This is a genomic window from Kumtagia ephedrae, from assembly GCF_003012745.1.
Taxonomy (GTDB): domain Bacteria; phylum Pseudomonadota; class Alphaproteobacteria; order Rhizobiales; family Rhizobiaceae; genus Kumtagia; species Kumtagia ephedrae.
This window is the reverse complement of the sequence record NZ_PXYK01000036.1, coordinates 13781-32703: the sequence shown is the minus strand read 5'-3', so window position 1 is coordinate 32703 and position 18923 is coordinate 13781. Positions and strand designations below refer to the sequence as shown.

Annotated in this window: 21 protein-coding genes; 6 read left to right on the top strand and 15 right to left on the bottom strand. The window is 67.2% G+C overall.

What is annotated here, in order from left to right; genetic code table 11:
• Positions 1-46: 46 nt before the first annotated feature.
• Complete coding sequence (gene miaA / locus C7I84_RS26205; RefSeq protein WP_106775172.1) at positions 47-1006, bottom strand: tRNA (adenosine(37)-N6)-dimethylallyltransferase MiaA; 960 nt, start codon at positions 1004-1006, stop codon at positions 47-49.
• Between miaA and serB the strand changes: the two genes are divergently transcribed.
• On the top strand, positions 1005-1892 hold the full coding sequence (serB, locus tag C7I84_RS26200; protein ID WP_106775171.1) for a phosphoserine phosphatase SerB: 888 nt from the start codon (positions 1005-1007) through the stop codon (positions 1890-1892). The two genes, miaA and serB, sit on opposite strands and share 2 nt — an antisense overlap.
• The gene (locus tag C7I84_RS26195) at positions 1889-2446 is read left to right on the top strand and encodes a GNAT family N-acetyltransferase (protein WP_106775170.1); all 558 of its coding nucleotides are present in this window, start codon (positions 1889-1891) and stop codon (positions 2444-2446) included. The genes serB and C7I84_RS26195 overlap by 4 nt, the downstream gene beginning before the upstream one ends.
• Here C7I84_RS26195 and C7I84_RS26190 read toward each other — a convergent pair whose 3' ends face one another.
• The 14 genes from C7I84_RS26190 to ehuB form a co-directional block, all read right to left on the bottom strand.
• Positions 2447-2707, bottom strand: a complete 261-nt coding sequence (locus C7I84_RS26190; protein ID WP_106775169.1) for a pilus assembly protein HicB — start codon at positions 2705-2707, stop codon at positions 2447-2449. It lies immediately after the preceding gene.
• Positions 2704-3021, bottom strand: coding sequence for a PIN domain-containing protein (locus tag C7I84_RS26185; protein WP_245428616.1), 318 nt, complete (start codon positions 3019-3021; stop codon positions 2704-2706). Before C7I84_RS26185 ends, C7I84_RS26190 begins: the two co-directional genes overlap by 4 nt.
• 164 nt (positions 3022-3185) lie before the next feature.
• Positions 3186-4754 carry a DegQ family serine endoprotease gene (locus C7I84_RS26180; protein ID WP_106775186.1) on the bottom strand — a complete coding sequence of 523 codons (1569 nt, stop codon included), beginning with the start codon at positions 4752-4754 and terminating at the stop codon, positions 3186-3188.
• A 134-nt stretch (positions 4755-4888) separates the two neighbouring features.
• Positions 4889-5074, bottom strand: coding sequence for a DUF2065 domain-containing protein (locus tag C7I84_RS26175; RefSeq protein ID WP_106775168.1), 186 nt, complete (start codon positions 5072-5074; stop codon positions 4889-4891).
• A 9-nt stretch (positions 5075-5083) separates the two neighbouring features.
• Positions 5084-6055 (bottom strand): protease modulator HflC, encoded by a 972-nt coding sequence (hflC, locus tag C7I84_RS26170; protein ID WP_106775167.1) that lies wholly within the window; start codon positions 6053-6055, stop codon positions 5084-5086.
• Entirely contained in the window at positions 6055-7152 is a 1098-nt protein-coding gene (hflK, locus tag C7I84_RS26165; RefSeq protein WP_106775166.1) for an FtsH protease activity modulator HflK, read from the bottom strand. Before hflK ends, hflC begins: the two co-directional genes overlap by 1 nt.
• A gap of 155 nt (positions 7153-7307) precedes the next feature.
• The gene (locus C7I84_RS26160) at positions 7308-7829 is read right to left on the bottom strand and encodes a dihydrofolate reductase (RefSeq protein ID WP_106775165.1); all 522 of its coding nucleotides are present in this window, start codon (positions 7827-7829) and stop codon (positions 7308-7310) included.
• Positions 7829-8884, bottom strand: coding sequence for a DUF4424 domain-containing protein (locus C7I84_RS26155; protein WP_106775164.1), 1056 nt, complete (start codon positions 8882-8884; stop codon positions 7829-7831). The genes C7I84_RS26160 and C7I84_RS26155 overlap by 1 nt, the downstream gene beginning before the upstream one ends.
• Before the next feature lie 92 nt (positions 8885-8976).
• On the bottom strand, positions 8977-9771 hold the full coding sequence (locus tag C7I84_RS26150; protein WP_106775163.1) for a thymidylate synthase: 795 nt from the start codon (positions 9769-9771) through the stop codon (positions 8977-8979).
• A 517-nt stretch (positions 9772-10288) separates the two neighbouring features.
• Complete coding sequence (locus tag C7I84_RS26140) at positions 10289-11008, bottom strand: GntR family transcriptional regulator (protein WP_106775161.1); 720 nt, start codon at positions 11006-11008, stop codon at positions 10289-10291.
• The gene (gene ehuA / locus C7I84_RS26135; RefSeq protein WP_106775160.1) at positions 11005-11784 is read right to left on the bottom strand and encodes an ectoine/hydroxyectoine ABC transporter ATP-binding protein EhuA; all 780 of its coding nucleotides are present in this window, start codon (positions 11782-11784) and stop codon (positions 11005-11007) included. Before ehuA ends, C7I84_RS26140 begins: the two co-directional genes overlap by 4 nt.
• Entirely contained in the window at positions 11781-12440 is a 660-nt protein-coding gene (gene ehuD / locus C7I84_RS26130; protein WP_106775159.1) for an ectoine/hydroxyectoine ABC transporter permease subunit EhuD, read from the bottom strand. The genes ehuA and ehuD overlap by 4 nt, the downstream gene beginning before the upstream one ends.
• Entirely contained in the window at positions 12437-13165 is a 729-nt protein-coding gene (gene ehuC, locus C7I84_RS26125; RefSeq protein ID WP_106775158.1) for an ectoine/hydroxyectoine ABC transporter permease subunit EhuC, read from the bottom strand. Before ehuC ends, ehuD begins: the two co-directional genes overlap by 4 nt.
• 55 nt (positions 13166-13220) lie before the next feature.
• On the bottom strand, positions 13221-14063 hold the full coding sequence (ehuB, locus tag C7I84_RS26120) for an ectoine/hydroxyectoine ABC transporter substrate-binding protein EhuB (protein ID WP_245428615.1): 843 nt from the start codon (positions 14061-14063) through the stop codon (positions 13221-13223).
• A 252-nt stretch (positions 14064-14315) separates the two neighbouring features.
• Between ehuB and C7I84_RS26115 the strand changes: the two genes are divergently transcribed.
• From C7I84_RS26115 to doeA, 4 genes are read left to right on the top strand one after another with little or no spacing between them, the layout of a single operon-like run.
• Positions 14316-15464 (top strand): M24 family metallopeptidase, encoded by a 1149-nt coding sequence (locus C7I84_RS26115; protein WP_106775156.1) that lies wholly within the window; start codon positions 14316-14318, stop codon positions 15462-15464.
• 43 nt (positions 15465-15507) lie between these two features.
• A complete protein-coding gene (eutB, locus tag C7I84_RS26110; RefSeq protein ID WP_165816230.1) occupies positions 15508-16497 on the top strand; it encodes a hydroxyectoine utilization dehydratase EutB in 990 nt (329 codons plus the stop codon).
• 1 nt (position 16498) lies between these two features.
• The gene (eutC, locus tag C7I84_RS26105; protein ID WP_106775154.1) at positions 16499-17491 is read left to right on the top strand and encodes an ectoine utilization protein EutC; all 993 of its coding nucleotides are present in this window, start codon (positions 16499-16501) and stop codon (positions 17489-17491) included.
• Positions 17492-17516: 25 nt separating this feature from the next.
• On the top strand, positions 17517-18710 hold the full coding sequence (gene doeA / locus C7I84_RS26100) for an ectoine hydrolase DoeA (protein WP_106775153.1): 1194 nt from the start codon (positions 17517-17519) through the stop codon (positions 18708-18710).
• The last annotated feature ends 213 nt before the right edge of the window (positions 18711-18923 follow it).

Here is an 18923-nt window from a genome sequence, read left to right as displayed (position 1 = left end):
ACGGAGCGTTAATGGCAGGCGCATGTAGCATCGCTACCACAACTTCTTATTGCGACACTTCGGCACCCTGCCCGAGCATTTCCACGACTTTCCGCGGATCGGCGACGCGCTGCCATTCCGGCCCGAACTGATTTCGGAACCATGTCGCCTGACGCTTCGCATATTGCCGGGTGGCGATCTTGGCGCGCAGGATGGCCTCGTCCTCGGAAACCTCGCCGGCGGCGGCCGCGGCGAGCTCGCGCACGCCGATCGCCTTCATCGCCGGCAGCCCCGGATCGAGGCCGAGAGCCGTCAGCGCACGCACCTCCTCGCGCGCGCCGCAATCCAGCATGCGATCGAAGCGGACCTCGATGCGCCGCACCAGTTCCGCCCGGTCGGGCTCCAGCACGAACAGCCGGGCCGTGCCGATATCCACCAGCGGGCGGCTCGCCGCGCCCTGCCAGTCGCGGATGGAACGCCCCGATGCGTCCAGCACCTCCAGTGCCCGCACGATCCGTTGCCCGTCGCCCGGCTGCAATTGCGTCGCCGTCTCCGGATCCCGCCGCGTCAGCAGGGCATGCAGGGGCTGCGCTCCCTCGTCGGCCAGCCTGCCGCGCCAGTGCTGGCGGACGGCCGCCGGGATGTCCGGCATCTCCGACAGCCCGTGCAGTAGCGCGCGGAAGTAGAGGCCGGTGCCCCCGACGAAGACGGGCACCCGCCCCGCCAGCGCACCGCCGTCGGCGAGCCGCCGCACGTCGCGCAGCCAGGCTCCGGTCGAATAGGATGTCGACGGATGGACATGGCCGTATAGATGATGCGGCACGCTTCCCAGGTCTGCTGTCGACGGCCGCGCCGTCAGAAGGTCGAGGACCGCATAGACCTGCATGGAATCGGCATTGATGATGGCGCCGCCGAGCCGGTCTGCGATGTCGAGCGCCAGCGCCGACTTGCCGCTGGCGGTCGGGCCGGCTATCAGGATCGCGCCCTTGAGCCGTCCGCCGACTTCCTCCTGACCGGGTCCCTGCATGTCGCTTGTCGCCACCTTGATCTCGCACCCGGCCCGACCTGCCGTGACGGGTCCGCTGGTGGATATGGCATCGCGCGCCCTCCAGGCAACAGGCAGAAGCTGGCTGGCCGAGGAGATCGCCTGCGATCTGGCGCTGCCCGACGGTTTCGACGGCGGCTCGGCCGTGCTCGATCTGCGCGCGGCGCTGGCCGAAAGCCGCGTCGACCTCGTCGTCCAGCCGGCCGAGGGAAGGCGCAAGCGCCTGCTGCTCGCCGACATGGACTCCACCATGATCGACCAGGAATGCATCGACGAGTTGGCCGACGAGGTCGGGCTGAAGGCGCATGTGGCCGCCATCACCGCGCGCTCGATGAATGGCGAGATCGCCTTCGAGCCGGCATTGCGCGAGCGCGTCGCCTTGCTCAGGGGCCTGGAGATCGGCGTCATCGACCGCATCATCGCCGGCCGGCTGACGCTGGCATCCGGCGGCCGCGAGCTCGTCGCCACCATGCGCCGCGACGGCGCCTGGACGGCGTTGATCTCCGGCGGCTTCACCGCTTTCACGTCGCGCATCGCCGACAAGCTCGGCTTCGACGAGAACCGCGCCAACCGGCTGATCGAGGCGGACCGCAAGCTGACCGGCGAGGTCGCCGACCCCATCCTCGGCCGCGAGGCGAAGGCGGACGCGCTCCTCGAGATCGCCGCGCGTCTCGGCATTTCGGCCGCCGACGTCGTCGCCGTCGGCGACGGCGCCAACGATCTCGACATGCTGGCGCTCGCCGGCACCGGCGTGGCGCTGCACGCAAAACCGTCGGTTGCCGAGAAGGCGCGCATCCGCATCGACCACGGCGACCTTACTGCCCTGCTCTACATGCAGGGTTATGCGCAGGCGGATTTCAGCCGATGACGCCGCTGCGCACGCAACGCCTGATCCTGCGCAACTGGCTGGAGAGCGACCGCGACCTCTTCCACCGCATCAATTCCGACGATCGGGTGATGGAGTTCTTTCCGTTCCGCCGCGACCGCGCCGCCAGCGACGCGATGATGGACAGGATGCACGCCGGGATCGAGGCCGACGGCTACGGCTGGACGGCGGCCGAACGCATCGACACCGGCGAATGCATCGGCTTCATTGGCCTGCACAAGGCCGAAATCCCGGGCATCGCCAAGCCCGGCGCGCATGAGATCGGCTGGCGGCTGGCACCGGAATTCTGGGGCAAGGGTTTCGTGACGGAAGGGGCGGCCGCCCTGCTCGACTTCGCCTTCGAGGAGCTCGGCCTCGACGAGGTCATCTCCTTCGCCGTCTGGAACAACGACCGTTCCACCGCGGTGATGAAGCGGCTCGGCATGCGGCGCGATGGCGACTTCGACCACCCGCTCGTGCCCGACACGCATCCGCAGCTTAAGCGCCACGAGTTATACAGGCTGGCGGCCGAAGACTGGCGTCAGCGACGCCGGTAGTCACCGCCAGTTAGCTGGAAGTTCATCCCCGGTTTCCGGTGGACCGTCAGGCACTCTCTTCAGCACGTCCGAAAAATCCTCGACAGAAGCCGCTCCCGCCTTCCGCCGCAGGAAATCGGCGGCCGTCTCGACCGCCCCTACCTTTTGAGCGACTGCCGAAGCTATCCACTGGTTCAACGATACGCCGTCTGCCTTGGCGAGGCGAGCGGCGGCTTCCTTGATCGACAGCGGGAGCTTCAAGGGGTAGGTCGCTTTGCTCATATCCGTAGTCCTTTCAAGAGTTCGGCCGGGCCAAGGACCTTGACGTCAAAACGATCTGCCGCGACGCCAAAGTCCCGACGATTATGCGTCACCAAGGCATCAGCTCTGCCGTTGATCGCGGCTTCCAGCACCATTTCGTCCTTGGGATCGTTTAGCTGAGGACGCCAGAGAAAATGGACATCGACGGGTTCCGATAGCAGAGCCAAGCCCGCCAGGAAACGATCCAGTTCCAAAGAAGACAAACCATGGACCGCGCACTGATCCGGACGCATCAACACCGCTTCGTATTCAAGGAAGAGGACTGTTGTTACCAAGGGGCATAGCCCGCCGATCCGCAATCAACTTCAATACGGCGAACGAAGCTCCGCTACGACTACGCAATCCTGCCGTCACGACGTTTGTGTCCAGGACGATACGCTTCATACGCCAACATAGCACATCCCATGGGATGTTTAAGACGCTGCTGGGCGCGAAAACCTCAATCCATGCGCAGCGTGACGAAGCGCAGCTCGCCGCTCTTCGACGACAGCATCAGCAGCGCGTTCTTGCGGCCCTGGTCCTTCAGCGAGGCGATCCGGTCGACCACGTCCTTGGGCGTCGACACGGATTCCTGGGCGATCTCGGTGATCACCTCGCCGGCGAGGATGCCGCGCTCGGCGGCGATCGAACCCTGCGCCACCTCGGTCACGAGCACACCCGACACGTCGGCGGCCACCTCGAACTTCTTGCGCGTCTCGTCCGTCAGCTCGCCGACGGTCATGCCGAGCACGCTCTGCGTGGCGACCGCCGCCGGATCGTCCTGATCCTCGGGTTGCGCGGAAGCCTGCTTCTCGCCGTCCTCCAGCCGGCCGAGCGTCACCTTGACGGTCTGCTCGACGCCCTTGCGCACGATGATGACGTCCACCGCCTTGCCCACCGGGCTCTCGGCGACGACGCGCGGCAGGTCGCGCATCTCCTTCACGTCCTTGCCGTCGAACTTGATGATGACGTCGCCGGGCTGGACCGTGCCGTTGTCGACCGGCCCGCCCTTGATGATGCCGGCGACCAGCGCGCCGGTGGCGGTCTTCATGCCGAGGCTCTCGGCGATCTCGTCGGTCACCGGCTGGATGCGCACGCCGAGCCAGCCGCGCCGTGTCTCGCCGAACTGCCTGAGCTGGTCGACCACGCCGACCGCCAGCTCGGAGGGGATCGAGAAGCCGATGCCGATGGAGCCGCCCGACGGCGAGATGATCGCCGTGTTGATGCCGACGACCTCGCCGTCCATGTTGAACAGCGGTCCGCCGGAATTGCCGCGATTGATCGCCGCGTCGGTCTGGATGAAGTCGTCATAGGGGCCTGCGTTGATGTCGCGGTTGCGCGCCGAGACGATGCCGACGGTCACAGTGCCGCCCAGGCCGAACGGGTTGCCGATCGCCATCACCCAGTCGCCGATACGGATCTTGTTGGAATCGCCGAACTTCACCGCGGTCAGCTTCTTCAGCGTCGGATCGACCTTGAGCACGGCGATGTCGGTCTTGGTGTCGGTGCCGACCAGCTCGGCTTTCAGCTTCGAGCCGTCGGGGAAGTTGACCTCGATCTCGTCGGCGTCGGCAATCACGTGGTTGTTGGTGACCAGGATACCCTGCTCGGCATCGACGACGAAGCCGGAGCCGAGCGATTGCACCTTCTGGGCACCGCCGGGTCCACCCTCGCCTTCGCGATTCTTGAAGAAGTCGTCGAAGAAGTCCTGGAACGGCGAGCCTTCCGGAAGCTGCGGCATCGGCACGGCGTTGGGCGCCTCGGTGCCCTTCACGTTCTGCGAGGTGGAGATGTTGACCACTGCCCCGAGCAGCCCTTCGGCCAGATCGGCGACGGATGCCGGCCCGTGCGTCGGGGCGAGCGACGGCGCTGCCGGAGGCTGGACCGTCGGCGCTTGTGCCGCCGCCGGCTGCTCCTGCGCGAAGGCCGGCGGCGTGAGGGACGGGACGGTCAACGCTCCGGCCAACAGCATGGCTGTCGTCAAGGACAGTCGCCTGCGTATGGCCGAACCGACGGACGCTGCGCTCATGAACATGGTCTCCGGAGAATTGCGGGGCCTGCCCGGCCGAAAAGGCCTGACGGCCCTGCGATGCTGCTTCGGACCGTGGTCAAGAAATAGGGCGTGTTTGCGGCCGTGCCTATCGGGAAAATGACAAAGTTGCGTTACCCGCGCACCAGCCAGACGATGCCGACACCGGCGGCGATCGCCACCAGTCCGCCGACGCGCAGGCTGTTTTCCGGCATCGAGAGGACTTCGGTGGCAAGCCGCTTCGCCAATCCGGGAAAGCCGCCATAGACCAGGCCCTCGACGACGAGGACCAGGCCGACGGCGGCGAGAAAATCGGCCATGCGCCGTCCCTACTGGACGGCGCCGGTGGTCGAGTTCCCGTTCGACGCAGGCTGCGCCGGAGTGGCCGAGCCGGGCTGGGCCGCAGTCGGCTGGGCGGCCGGGCCGCCCTGCGCGTTGTTGAAGTAGCGGAAGAACTCCGAGTCCGGCGACAGCACCATGCTGGTCCCGTTGCCGTTCAGGCTGGTCGCATAGGCGCCCATCGAGCGGTAGAACTCGAAGAAGCCGGGGTCGCGCTGGAAAGCGTCGGCGAAGATGGCGCTTCGCTGCGCCTCGCCCTCGCCTCGCAGGATTTCCGATTCTCTTCGGGCTTCCGCGACCGTTTCGACAACCTCGCGGTCGGCACGGGCGCGGATGCGCTGCGCCGCCTCGTTGCCGCGGGCCCGCAGCCGCTCGGCCTCGGCCAGGCGCTCGGCCTTCATGCGGTCGTAGGTCTGCTGCGACACCTCCGCCGTCAGGTCGGTGCGGCGGATGCGCACGTCCTCGATCTCCAGCCCGAGCGAGGTCGCGTCGGGACGAAGCTGGTCGCGCACCTCGCGCATCATCGAGGCGCGCTCCTCCGAGAGCGCCGCCTCGAAGCCGCGCAGGCCGTAGACGCGGCGCAGGGCCGCGTCGAGACGGGTGCGCAGGCGCTGCTCGGCCAGCGGCACGCTGCCCGAGACCGCCGCGCGGAACACCCGCGGATCGCTGATGCGATAGGCGATGAAGGCGTCGACCTCGTAGAACCGGCCGCCCGACACCTGGACGCGGATGTCGTCCAGGTCGAACCGCATGACGCGGTCCTCGATGATCTGGACGTTGTCGGCCTCCATGAAGGCGAACGGCGCCTTGAAATAGATGCCCGGCTCCGTCTTGACGTCGACGATCTCGCCGAAGCGCAGCACGATCGCCTGCTCGCGCTCGTTGACCACGAAGATCGACGAGTAGATCAGGAACAGGATGACGATGGCGACGACGCCGATTGCTGCAAAGCGGTTCGACATCAGTTCGCTCCTCCGGTGGCGGCGCGCCTCTGCAGTTCAGGCAGCGGCAGATAGGGAACGACGCTCTGGCCGCTGCCCTGTTCGACGATCACCTTGTTCGTATCCCGCAGCACCTGCTCCATGGTTTCGAGATAGAGGCGCTTGCGCGTCACGTCCGGCGCCTTGGCATATTCGTCGTAGACCGAGATGAAGCGCTGCGCCTCACCTTCGGCTTCCTGCACGATGCGGTTCTTGTAGGCGGCGGCCTCTTCGCGGATCTGCGCCGCGTCGCCGCGCGCCGCGCCGAGCTTCTGGTTGGAATACTGGTTCGCCTGCTCGACGAAGCGGTCCTCGTCCTGCTCGGCGCGCTGCACCTCCTCGAACGCGTCGGCCACCTCGCGCGGCGGCGCGGCGTCCTCGATGGAGATCGCGTTGACGTTCAGCCCGGCCTGGTACTCGTCGACCGTCTGCTGGATGATGCCGCGCACCGCTTCGGCGATGCCCTGGCGGTCGTCGCGGAAGATGTCCTGCGCCGGCCGGCGGCCGACCGCCTCGCGCATGGCGCTCTCGGCGACCTGGCGGATCATCTCGTCGGGCTCGGCGACGTTGAACAGATAGGCCTTCGGGTCGGAGACCTGGTAGGCCACCGAGAACCGCACGTCGACGATGTTCTGGTCGCCGGACAGCATCAGGCCCGACGGGGTGCCGCCGGTGCCGCCGCCGATATTGATCAGCTTCTCGGCGGTGTTGGCCTTCTCGACCGTCTCGATCGGCCACCAGTGGAAATGCAGGCCCGGCCCCGACAGCTCGGCCTTCGGCCTGCCGAAGCGCAGCTCGACGGCCATTTCGTCCGGCTGCACGGTATAGACCGACTGGAACAGCCAGAACACCAGCAGCACCACGCCGATGATGACGAACATGGCCGGATTGGCGGCGCCGCCGCCTGGCAGCGCGTTCTTCAGCCGGTCCTGGCCGCGGCGGATGATGTCCTCCAGATCGGGAGGCGAGCCCTGTGGTCCGCTAGGGCCGCGCGGCCCCTGCCCCCAAGGGCCGCCGCCGCCGCCATTGCCGCCGCCGCCCCACGGGCCGCCGCCGCCGCTCTGATTCTTCCAGGGCATCGAGTTCCTTCCATGTCGGTCTCCGGGCGGGGAGCCCGGCAGGCGTATGAAGACGTTGGTCCTTGTATAGGATCGCCGCGCCACGCTTTCAACGCAGGCGGACGCGGTAAACGCCTTGCTCGCCTACAAAAAGCGGTGACGGACGGTGCTCCTCCTCATTGCATCTTCGCACGGCGCACGTAAACAGCATAGCGTGTTGCATGGCTGTCCTTGTCGCCGGCGGGAACGGATTCGGAGGAAACCGCCTGCCAGACCGTCGGATCGATGCGCGGAAAGCTGGCGTCGCCCTCGAATGCGCTCTCGACATGCGTGAGCTTGAGCTGGTCGGCGATCGCGATCGCCTGCCGGTAGATCTCGCCGCCGCCGACGATGCAGATCTCGTCGGCGCCGACCATGCAGCGGCCCTTGGTCGCAGCCAGCTTCAACGCGTCCTCCAGCGAGGTCACCGTCTCCGCTCCCTCGGCGCGATAGGCCGGATCACGGCTGATCACGATGTTGAGGCGGCCCGGCAGCGGACGCCTGGGAAAGCTCTCCCAGGTCTTGCGGCCCATGACGATCGGCTTGCCCATGGTGCCGGCCTTGAACCGCTTCATGTCGGTCGACAGCCGCCAGGGCAGGCCGCCGTCGCGCCCGATGACCCCGTTCTCGGCAACCGCCGCATAGATGGTGACCTGCATCAGCCGCCGCTCCCCGTCCGCGCGGCCGCGGGCTCTCCGCTTTCGCCCGGCCAGCGCTTCAGCAGCAGGATGTCGATGTCGCGCTGCGGATAAAAATCCTTGGCCGACATCTCGAAGGTGGTGGGGCCGGTCTTCCTCACGCCGCTGCCGCAGAAGCTGATCAGCGCGGTCGGATCGCCCTTGTCGACGGTCAGCCTGAAGTCGCCGATCGTGCCGTTGGCCCAGTTGCCCCCGGTGGTCAGCACGTATTCGATCCGGTTCTCGTAGAGTGCCGGTTCGCCGTCCTTCGCGGCCGCGGCCGCTTTCGCCACCGCCCGCTCGAAGGCGGCATCGATGCAATATTTTGCTTTGTAGTCTTCATAGACCTCGCCACCCGGCTTGCCGCCGGTAAGGAAGCTGAGCCCGACGGTGCTGCCGACGCTCGGCTTGTAGCGGTGCGACACGCGCACGTCCGCATTGGCGGGGAACCGGCTGCGCCACCAGTAGACCGACTGCAGCCGCCAGAAGGGTGAACGCACCTTCTTCCAGCCCGAGCCGTCGTCATATTCCTCGACGACGATGATACCGCGGTCGATCCAGTCGGCCGCCACCGCATCAGGTATCTTGGCGAGCGCTCCGCTCGCCGCATCGCCATTGGGATAGAGCGGCACGCCCTGCGCGACGAGCTCCTGCGTGACGTCGATGCCGGCGGCGAAGGCGCGCTGCTGCAGCGCGGCCTCGACCGGCTTGCCGTCGACCGAAACCTCGAAGCCGAGAAAATTCGCATCGGCATCGTTGGGGATCGCCGGCATGGTGTAGGGATTGCCGTCGATGTCCGGCATCGGGAAGGCGACGATCGTGTCGACGTCGGCGTCCGTCTCGTTGCGGAACACATAGTCGACGCGCACGATCTCCTCGGAGATGAACAGCTCCTCCTTCTGCATGGCGATCGCATCGGTCCGGGCGAGGATCAGCCCTCCGGTTCCGAGCTCAGCGGTGGAATCGTTGGCGAGGGCCGGCGCCGCGCCGGACAGCAGGCCGGCAAGCACGATCCCGGGAACAAGCGGACGGAACATCGATACCTCTCGTGAAGCGCTGCCGGTTGTCGGGAATTATGGCAAGTCGCCGGCCCGAGCAAACCGGCGCCGGTTGGCGCCCGCTTGCCCGCTCACACCGCGATCGGCGCCTTGATCGCGGGGTCGGCCACATAGTTCTCCAGCGAAAAATCCTCGTAGCGGAAGGCGAAGAGATCGCGCACCGCCGGATTGAGCCGCATCGTCGGCAGCGGCTTGGGCGTGCGCCGCAACTGCTCGCGCGCCTGCTCGAAATGGTTGGCGTAGAGATGCGCGTCACCCAGCGTGTGCACGAAATCGCCGGGCTTGAGGCCGGCCACCTGCGCGACCATCAGGGTCAGCAGCGCGTAGGAGGCGATGTTGAAGGGGACGCCGAGAAAGATGTCGGCGGACCGCTGGTAGAGTTGGCAGGACAGCTTGCCGTCGGCGACGTAGAACTGGAACAGGCAGTGGCATGGCGGCAGCGCCATGGCGTCCACCTCCTCCGGGTTCCAGGCCGAGACGATCAGCCGCCGCGACGAGGGGTTCTTGCGCAACTGGATGAGAAGCTCGGCGATCTGGTCGATCTCGCCGCCGTCGCGCTTCGGCCAGGAGCGCCACTGCTTGCCATAGACCGGCCCGAGATCGCCGTTCTCGTCGGCCCATTCGTCCCAGATCGTGACGCTGTGGTCGTTGAGATATTTGACGTTGGTGTCGCCGGCCAGGAACCACAGAAGCTCGTGGATGATCGACTTGAGATGCAGCTTCTTGGTGGTGGTGACGGGAAAACCCCGGCCGAGGTCGAAGCGCATCTGGTAGCCGAACACAGAGCGCGTGCCGGTGCCCGTGCGATCGGGGCGGTCGGTCCCCTTGGTCAGGACGTGGTCGAGGAGGTCGAGATACTGGCGCATCGGCTTTCGGCTGATTCTTTTCCGGCCGACAGGATACCCCACCTGCCCGCCACAATCACCGCCCCCGCCCGGAATTCCCGGTGAATGTCGTATGCCGCTCGACCTATGGGAGGCTCACCCCTGACCACCGGCGTCCCGTCATGGATGCGACCCATCCGGTTCGCCGGGGCCGTATATTCGAGCCGCGCGATCTCGCTATCCGGCGAGCGGAACGAATCCACGCCGGACCGGTTGCGGTAGGAGGCCCTCCGGGGCAGCAAACGGAGTTGAATTGCCATGGAAATGCTCTGGCTTTTCGTAGTGGCATGCGGACCGGTGATCCTGGGACTGCTGATCGCGTATGCGCTGATGACACGCCGCCGCCGCGGACCGGCGGAGCGGCGGGCTACCGAGGAAGCGACCGCGCGTCTTTACGGGACGAGCACAATCGCGGCGCTGCAAAACGCGGATGATCGCCCATCCTGTCCGGTAGGCGCCGAACGAAGGCGCCAGCCGCGCGGCCGTCAGCGCAGCGCAATCAGGAATCCCGCGCGGAATCCCGGTTGAGCATCATGCGGCGGAAGCTCATGGAGATATGCGCACGCCTGATATGGCCGATCGATTCCAGGTCGCCGATCTCGGCGGCCGCCAGCACCTCCGCCATCTCGTTGCGAAATGCCGTGAACTCCTCGACCAGACCGAGCTGCGGCATCATCTTCAGCACGACGCGCGCCACCTGCACGTAAAGCCGCTCGCTGACCTCGCGCAGCGGCTGGTTGCCGGTGATGGCGGTGATCTCGGCGACGAACTCCATGTTGAGGCGCAGGAAGACGCGCTGGTCCGGGTTGAGCAGCGCCGCGTCGCAGCGAGCGATCAGCGCCCGGATGCGGTCGAGGTCGGCCGCCGTGCGCGGGATCGGCGACAGCTTGCCGGTCAGCGTCGCCAGCTCCAGCCGCAGGTGATAGACCTGCTGCAGCTCTTCGATGTCGACGTCGGTGACGATGGTGCCGACGCCGTGCACCGATTGCACCAGCCCCTCCGACTCCAGCCGGGCCAGTACGCGGCGCACCGGGGTGCGGCTGATCTCGAACTCCTGCGCCAGTTCCTCCTCCGACAGCCGGCTGCCCGGCGGATAGTCGAGCACGCAGATGCGGTCGCGCAGGATGCCGTAGATGCGCTCGAAGCGCTCCCTCACCGACGACGGCCGGACCACGGCAAGCGTCTCCGCCTCGAGAACGGCCTCCTCTCCCAGCGTCATCCCGCCTCCAGAACGGCATTGAGGAACTGCCGCGTGCGCTCGTTCTTCGGCGCACCGAACAGCTCGGCCGGCGGCCCCTGCTCGCAGATCTTGCCCTGATAGAAGAAGCAGACGCGGTCGGAGAATTCCCTGGCGAAACCCATCTGGTGCGTCACCATCAGCATCGTGAGGTCATGCTCGCGTCCGATCTGCCTTATCACCTGCAGCACTTCGCCCACAAGCTCCGGGTCGAGCGCCGAGGTCACCTCGTCGAACAGCATGATCTTCGGCCGCATGGCGAGCGCGCGGGCGATGGCGACGCGCTGCTGCTGGCCGCCGGAAAGCTGCGAGGGATAGTGGTCCTTCTTCTGCGACAGCCCCACCATGCCGAGCAGCTCGGCGGCGCGCGCCTCGGCCTCCGCCCGCTTCATGCCGAGCACCGTCACCGGCGCCTCGATGCAGTTCTGCATCGCCGTCATGTGCGGGAACAGGTTGAAGGACTGGAACACCATGCCGATCTTGCCGCGCACCCGGCGCACATGCGCGAGGTCGGCCGGTACCAGCTTGCCGTTGCGCTCCATATGGGTCAGCGGCTCGCCCTCGACCCAGATGACGCCGTCGTTGATCTTCTCCAGCGTCATCAGCATCCGCAGCACCGTCGTCTTGCCGGAGCCGGACGGGCCGATGACAGAGACCTTCTCGCCGCGCATGATGTCGAGGTTGAGCCCGTCGAGCACGGTCAGCGGGCCGTAGCGCTTCGACACATTGTCGAAGCGGACCATCGGTTGGTCGGTCATCGCAGGATCCTCCTGTTGAGCAGGCGCTCGATGAGACGGATGAGCGCGGCCGATATCAGGCTCATGACCAGGAAGAACACGCCGACCAGGGTGATCGGCTCGGTGTAGCGGAAAGTTTCCGAGCCGATGATCTTGGCCGTCTGCATGAGCTCGAGCACGGCGATGGCCGACAGCAGCGGCGTCTCCTTGAACAGCGCCACCAGATAATTGCCGAGCGCCGGCACCACCGGCGGCACCGCCTGCGGGATGATGATGTCGCGGAAGGTCGTCCACGCCGACAGATTGAGGGCGATGGAAGCCTCCCACTGCCCGCGCGGGATGTTGTCGAAGCCGGCGCGGTACACCTCGGAGCAATAGGCGGCGTAGTGGATGCCGATCGCCAGCACGCCGGCGGTGAAGGCGTCGAGCACGATGCCGAACTTCGGGAAGACGAAATACAGGAAGAAGATCTGGATGAGCAGCGGCGTCGAGCGGATCAGCTCGACCAGCACCGAGATCGTCCAGGCCGTCGCCGGCACGGCGATGCGGACCACCGCCAGCACCAGCCCGAGCACGGCGGCGATGACGAAGCCGAGCAGCGTCGCCTGCACGGTCACCACGGCGGCGCGGGCGAGCGTCGGCAGGATCTCCAGCGCGAAGGCCCAGTCCCAGATCATGCCGCCCTCCCCCGCGCCAGCCCCAGCGAGGCCCGCCGCTCCAGCAGGCGCATGACGATGGTGATCGCCAGCGACATGACCAGATACATCAGCAGCACCAGCGTGAAGATCGGCACCGTCTTAAGCGTGGTCTGGTTCATCTGCTGGGCGCGGAAGGCGAGATCCGACAACGTGATCAGCGACACCAGCGCCGTCGATTTCAGGAGCTCGATGAACAGATTGCCCCAGGGCGGGATCATGGCGATGAAGGCCTGCGGCAGGATGATGCGGCGAAGCATCTGCGGCCGGCTCATGTTGAGCGCCGTCGAAGCTTCCCACTGGCCGCGCGGCACCGACTGGATGGCGCCGCGCACCACCTCCGACCCGTAGGCGCCGACATTGAGGCCGAGCGCCAGCACCGCGACCGGAAAGGCGTCGAGCGTTACGCCGAACTGCGGCAGCACGAAAAACAGCCAGAACAACTGCACCAGCGCCGAGGTGCCGCGGAAGATCTCGACATAGACCGTCGCCAGCCAGCGCAGCGGCGCCGGCCCGTAGAGCCGGGCGAGCGCCGCGAGCACGCCCATCACCACCGCCAGCAGCGAGCCGAGCACGGCGATCTGCAACGTCAGCACCGCGCCCTGCAGCAGGCCCGGCACGAACAGGCTGTACTCTTCCCGGAAGGAAAGCACGCCGATCACGGCGAGTGCCGCGACCAGCATCGCAACGAGCGTCGGAATACCCATGCGCTACCCCGATCTGGAACGGGCGGCGACGGCGCGCCGCCCTGGGGTGGGCAGACTACTCACCCGCGCAGAGTTGGGCAGTCGTCTTGTTCGGCAGATAGTCCTTGCCGAAGCCGAGCGGCTCGACGAGGGCGATATGCTCGGGGGAGCCGAGGAATTTCGCCAGCTCGGCGTTGAAGGCCTCGAGCAGGTCGGTGTCGTCCTTGCGGAAGCCGAAGCCGCCATGGCCCTTCACCGACTTGCCGGCGACCTCGCCGAACGGCGTGGTCGATTCCACCCCTTCCGCCTTCTTGGCCATGTCGGCGATCGACAGCGCCGTCAGCGCGGCGGCGTCGGCGCGGCCCGACTGCACGGCGGCGACTAGGCTCGACTGGTCCGGCAGCGACACGATCTGCTCCTGCGCCACGCCGGCATCCTTGGCGTAGCCGCTCTCGACCGCGCCGGCCATCACGGCAAGCTTGAGGTCGGCATTGTCCTTGATGCTCGAATAGTCCTTCACGCCCTTCGGATTGCCCTGCTGCACCAGCATGGCCTGGCCGATGCCGTAGGAGGGCTCGGAAAAATTGATCTCTGCGCAGCGCTTGGGATTGATGAACATGCCGGCGGCGATGATGTCGAAACGTCCGGCCTTGAGGCCGGGGATGAGCGAGCCGAATTCGGTCAGCACGCCGTCGACCTGCGCGATGCCCATCTTGGCGAGCACCGCCTTGGTCACTTCCGGCGCCTCGCCGGTCAGCTTGCCGTCGGGCGTGGCGAAGCCGAACGGCGCCTCGTTGGCGAAGCCGACGCGGATGTATCCATCCGCCTTCGCCTTTTCGAGCGTCGATTGGGCGAACGCCGGCACCGCCGCGAACGTCGCGGCGGAAAGCGCCAGGACGGCGGCGGACTTGATCGCCATACGGCGGGACATCGATGATCTGGACATAGGTTCCCCTTTTTCTTGGTAGCCAGGCTCGGACTGCCGACGCCTTCCTCCAGGTCGCCGGCAAGTTGCATAGACGTATACAACTAGCCTAGACAGCTTGCAAGCAAAGATGTAGCTATCCAGAAAATGCCAAGCGACCAGCCGCATTCTTGAGCGGAGCCGCCCAACAGTTGTGCACATTATGACCTTGCCGGGAACCGCTGACGGAATTCGAGGCGCCGCCTGATGGATCGCAACCCCTTCACCGAAGCCGAGATCGCCGCACGCCTGGCAAGGCTGCGCGGGCTGCTCGCCGCGCGGCAGGTGGATGCCGCCGTCTTCGCCGCGCCCGAAAGCGTCTTCTACCTGACCGGCCTCGACCACTGGGGCTATTTCGCGCCGCATCTGCTGATCGTCCCTCTCGAGGGAAGACCGGTCCTGGTCACCCGCGCGATGGAGAGGGTGACGATCGAGAAACAGGTGACGGCAGCGGATTTTTACGGCCATTCCGACAGCGAGACCGCCGCCGACCTCGCCGCGCAGCTGCTCGGCGAACGCGGGCTGGCCGGCAAGCGCATCGGCCTCGAATGCTGGACCGCCGGCCTGAGCCACGGCCTCGCCCTGAAATTGCAGGCACAGCAGGACGCCCTGTGGAGCGACGTCTCCGGCGTGGTGGACGGAATGCGCCGGGTCAAGAGCGCCGAGGAGCAGGCGCTGATGCGCCGCGCCGCCGCCGTCAGCGACGCCGCCGCGGCAGCTGCGATCGACGCCATCGCCGACGGTGCCGCCGAACGGGAGGTCGCCGCGCAATGCGTCGCGGCGATGCTCCGCGCCGGCGGGCACCCGCCGGGTTTCGGCCCGTTCATCCGCCCGGTATCCCGCCTCGGCGAGGAGCACACCACCTGGGGCGACGGCGTCTACCGCAACGGCGAGCCGGTGTTCCTCGAGCTCTCCGGCTGCGTGTCGCGCTACCATGCACCGCTCGGCCGGCTCGTCCGCATCGGCGGTATCGGGGCCGAGGACGCCGCCATGGCGGAAGTGACGGCGCGCGCCTTCGACGCCGTCGTCGCGGCGCTGCGGCCTGGCGTCAGGGCGCGCGACGTCTATGCCGCCTGGCAAGACGTCGTCGATGCGGCCGGCCTCTCCCACTATCGCCGCCACCACTGCGGCTACCTCGTCGGCATCGGCCAGCCGCCGTCCTGGACCGGCGGCAATTCGGTGACGGGGCTCAGGCATGATTCCGACCTCGTCGTCGAGACGGGCATGAGCTTCCACATCCTGTCCTGGCTGATGGGCACCGGGCGCGGCGACGACTTCGTCTCCAACACGGTGCTTCTGACGGAAACGGGCGCGGAGGTGCTGACCAAAACCCCGGCCGGGCCGATCGTCCGGTAGCGCCATGGTTTCAGACTCCCTCTCCAACGCGGCGGATAAGATGATGCAGCCGGTCTCCCTTGCCGATATCGAGGCGGCGCGGCGGCGGATCGCCGGGCGGATCGAGCCGACGGCGACGGTCCCCTCGGCATCGCTGTCGGAGATCGCCGGCGTCCCGGTGTTCCTCAAGCTGGAGCACCGCCAGACCACCGGCAGCTTCAAGCTGCGCGGCGCCTCCAACGCCATCGCGCAGCTGAGCGCCGCCGAGAAGGCGCGCGGCGTGGTCGCCGCCTCCACCGGCAATCATGGCCGCGCCCTTGCCCACGCGGCCAGGCTGAAGGGCGTGCGCGCCGTCATCTGCATGTCGAAGCTGGTGCCCGAGAACAAGGTCGCGGAAATCCGTCGGCTCGGCGCCGAGATCCGCATCGTCGGCGGCAGCCAGGACGATGCCCAGGACGAGGTCGACCGCCTCGTCGGGACGGACGGGCTGGCGATGGTGCCGCCCTTCGACGACGCCGCGGTCGTCGCCGGACAGGGCACGCTCGGACTGGAGATGATCGAAGCCGTGCCGACTGCGCGGACGGTGCTGGTGCAGCTCTCCGGCGGCGGGCTTGCCGCCGGCATCGCCGCGGCGGTCAAGGGCCTTTTGCCGTCGACCAGGATCGTCGGCGTGTCGATGCAGCGCGGCGCCGCCATGAAGGCGAGCCTCGACGCCGGTCGGCCGGTGCAGGTCGAGGAGTTGCCGACGCTCGCCGATTCGCTCGGCGGCGGCATCGGCCTCGCCAACCGCCTGACCTTCCAGATGTGCAAGAACCTGCTCGACGACGTCGTGCTGCTCACCGAGGCCGAGATTGCCGCCGGCATCCGCCACGCCTACGCGGCCGAGCGCGAGGTCGTCGAGGGCGCCGGCGCGGTCGGCATCGCCGCCATCCTCGCCGGCAAGGTCAGGCTCGACGGCGAGACGGTCGTGCTCGTCTCCGGCCGCAACATCGACATGGACCTGCACCGCGGCATCGTCTGCGGAAGCTGGGCCGACGCAACGGAGGCACGCTGACATGGCCCGCATGACCATCCTGACCGAGGCCGACCTGCGCAAGATCGTGCGGCTCGACCTCGACGCCGTCGCCTGCGTGGAAAATGCCTTCCGCGCGCTCGCCACCCTGCCGGTGGCGATGCCGCCGATCATGCGCCTCGACATCCCCGAGCACCGCGGCGAGGTCGACGTGAAGACCGCCTATGTGCCCGGCCTCGACGCCTTCGCCATCAAGATCAGCCCCGGCTTCTTCGACAATCCGAAACTCGGCCTGCCCAGCCTCAACGGCATGATGGTGCTGCTGTCGGCGAGGACCGGCCTGATCGAGGCGCTGCTCTTGGACAACGGCTTTCTCACCGACATCCGCACCGCCGCCGCCGGCGCCGTCGCGGCAAAGCACCTGTCGCGCGAAAATTCCTCGGTTGCGGCGATCTTCGGTGCCGGCGTGCAGGCAAGACTGCAGCTGGAGGCGCTGACGCTGGTCCGGCCGATCGCGGAAGCGCGGATATGGGCGCGTGATGCTGCCAGGGCGGAAGCCGCGGCGGGGGCGCTGCGTGAGCAGCTCGGCATCATCATACGCGCCACGTCCGACCCGGCGGAGGCGGCCGCCGGGTCGGACATCATCGTTACCACCACACCCGCGACCGAGCCGATTATCCAGTCGGGCTGGATCGCCGCCGGCCAGCACGTCACGGCGATGGGCTCGGACGCCGAGCACAAAAACGAGATCGCGCCGGCAATTCTCAGGCTCGCCGACCTCTATGTGGCCGACGCCGCCCGCCAGACTCGGCGGCTCGGCGAGCTGCACCACGCAATCGAGGCCGGACTGATCTCTGGTGATGCGGAGGTGACGGAACTCGGCGAGGTGATCGCCGGCCTCAAGCACGGCCGCCGCTCGGCCGACGACATCACGGTGGCGGATCTGACAGGAACCGGCGTCCAGGACACCGCGATCGCAACGCTGGCGCGCGACCGCGCCCGCGCGGCCGACGCGGGCACGGTTTTCGAAGGCTGAACGGCAGACAGGAAGAGCAAGAAGAATGGGCACCCCTAACCTCCGCTTCAGCCGGCAGGAATATGCTGAGCGCCTGGAAAAAACCCGCCGCGCCATGGCGGTGAAAGGCATCGACCTTTTGATCGTCAGCGATCCCTCCAACATGCACTGGCTGACCGGCTATGACGGCTGGTCGTTCTACGTCCACCAGGCCGTGATCGTGCCGCCGGACGGCGAGCCCGTCTGGTACGGCCGCGGCCAGGACGCCAACGGCGCCCGCCGCACCGCCTGGCTGGCTGAAGAGAACATCGTCCCCTATGCCGACCACTACGTGCAGTCGACCGAGCGGCACCCGATGGACTACCTCGCCGAGGTGCTCGCCGCCCGGCGCTGGGACAAGTTTTCCATTGGCGTCGAGCTGGACAATTACTGGTTCTCCGCCGCCGCCTATCTGTCGCTGCAAAAACACCTGCCCAATGCCCGCCTGGTCGACGCCACCGGACTGGTGAACTGGCAGCGCGCGATCAAGTCACCCACCGAGATCGGCTACATGCGCAAGGCGGCGCGCATCGTCGAAGCCATGCACCGGCGCATCGTCGAAAAGGTCGAGGTCGGCATGCGCAAAAACGACCTCGTCGCCGAGATCTATGACGCCGGCATCCGCGGCGTCGACGGCGCCGAGGGCAGGATCGGCGGCGACTATCCGGCGCTGGTGCCGCTGCTGCCGTCCGGCGAAGACGCCTCGGCCCCGCACCTCACCTGGGACGACAGGCCGATGAAGGCGAACGAAGGCACGTTCTTCGAGATCGCCGGCTGCTACCACCGCTACCACTGCCCGCTGTCGCGCACGGTGTTTTTGGGCAAGCCGACGCAGGCCTTCCTCGACGCCGAGAAGGCGACACTCGAAGGCATGGAGGCGGGGCTCGCGGCGGCGAAGCCGGGCAACGCCTGCGAGGACATCGCCAACGCCTTCTTCGCGGTCCTGAAGCGCTACGGCATCGTCAAGGACAGCCGCACCGGCTATTCGATCGGCCTCTCCTATCCGCCGGACTGGGGCGAGCGCACCATGAGCCTGCGCCCCGGCGACCGCACCGAGCTCCGGCCGGGCATGACCTTCCATTTCATGACCGGCCTGTGGCTGGAGACGATGGGGCTGGAGATCACGGAATCGATCCTGATCACCGACACCGGCGTCGAGTGTTTTGCCGACGTGCCGAGGAAGCTGGTGGTGAAGGATTGATTTGGATGCTGGTCCGCTTCGCACCCCCCTCTGTCCTGAGCTTGTCGAATGGGCCGGCCATCTCCCCCGCAAGGGGGGAGATTGGCTGTCAGCTCGGCCTCCGCCAATCGCCGATGTTACAGAACGAGCGTCGCCAGCGAAGCTGCCAATCTCCCCCCTTGCGGGGGAGATGGCCGGCCCATTCGACAAGCTCAGGACAGAGGGGGGTGCGAA

Coding starts and splice junctions, on each gene's coding strand:
- serB (WP_106775171.1), top strand. CDS start 1,005: ATGTCGCTTGTCGCCACCTTGATCTCGCACCCGGCCCGACCTGCCGTG.
- miaA (WP_106775172.1), bottom strand. CDS start 1,006: ATGCAGGGACCCGGTCAGGAGGAAGTCGGCGGACGGCTCAAGGGCGCG.
- C7I84_RS26195 (WP_106775170.1), top strand. CDS start 1,889: ATGACGCCGCTGCGCACGCAACGCCTGATCCTGCGCAACTGGCTGGAG.
- C7I84_RS26190 (WP_106775169.1), bottom strand. CDS start 2,707: ATGAGCAAAGCGACCTACCCCTTGAAGCTCCCGCTGTCGATCAAGGAA.
- C7I84_RS26180 (WP_106775186.1), bottom strand. CDS start 4,754: ATGAGCGCAGCGTCCGTCGGTTCGGCCATACGCAGGCGACTGTCCTTG.
- C7I84_RS26175 (WP_106775168.1), bottom strand. CDS start 5,074: ATGGCCGATTTTCTCGCCGCCGTCGGCCTGGTCCTCGTCGTCGAGGGC.
- hflC (WP_106775167.1), bottom strand. CDS start 6,055: ATGTCGAACCGCTTTGCAGCAATCGGCGTCGTCGCCATCGTCATCCTG.
- hflK (WP_106775166.1), bottom strand. CDS start 7,152: ATGCCCTGGAAGAATCAGAGCGGCGGCGGCGGCCCGTGGGGCGGCGGC.
- C7I84_RS26160 (WP_106775165.1), bottom strand. CDS start 7,829: ATGCAGGTCACCATCTATGCGGCGGTTGCCGAGAACGGGGTCATCGGG.
- C7I84_RS26155 (WP_106775164.1), bottom strand. CDS start 8,884: ATGTTCCGTCCGCTTGTTCCCGGGATCGTGCTTGCCGGCCTGCTGTCC.
- C7I84_RS26150 (WP_106775163.1), bottom strand. CDS start 9,771: ATGCGCCAGTATCTCGACCTCCTCGACCACGTCCTGACCAAGGGGACC.
- C7I84_RS26140 (WP_106775161.1), bottom strand. CDS start 11,008: ATGACGCTGGGAGAGGAGGCCGTTCTCGAGGCGGAGACGCTTGCCGTG.
- ehuA (WP_106775160.1), bottom strand. CDS start 11,784: ATGACCGACCAACCGATGGTCCGCTTCGACAATGTGTCGAAGCGCTAC.
- ehuD (WP_106775159.1), bottom strand. CDS start 12,440: ATGATCTGGGACTGGGCCTTCGCGCTGGAGATCCTGCCGACGCTCGCC.
- ehuC (WP_106775158.1), bottom strand. CDS start 13,165: ATGGGTATTCCGACGCTCGTTGCGATGCTGGTCGCGGCACTCGCCGTG.
- ehuB (WP_245428615.1), bottom strand. CDS start 14,063: ATGGCGATCAAGTCCGCCGCCGTCCTGGCGCTTTCCGCCGCGACGTTC.
- C7I84_RS26115 (WP_106775156.1), top strand. CDS start 14,316: ATGGATCGCAACCCCTTCACCGAAGCCGAGATCGCCGCACGCCTGGCA.
- eutB (WP_165816230.1), top strand. CDS start 15,508: ATGCAGCCGGTCTCCCTTGCCGATATCGAGGCGGCGCGGCGGCGGATC.
- eutC (WP_106775154.1), top strand. CDS start 16,499: ATGGCCCGCATGACCATCCTGACCGAGGCCGACCTGCGCAAGATCGTG.
- doeA (WP_106775153.1), top strand. CDS start 17,517: ATGGGCACCCCTAACCTCCGCTTCAGCCGGCAGGAATATGCTGAGCGC.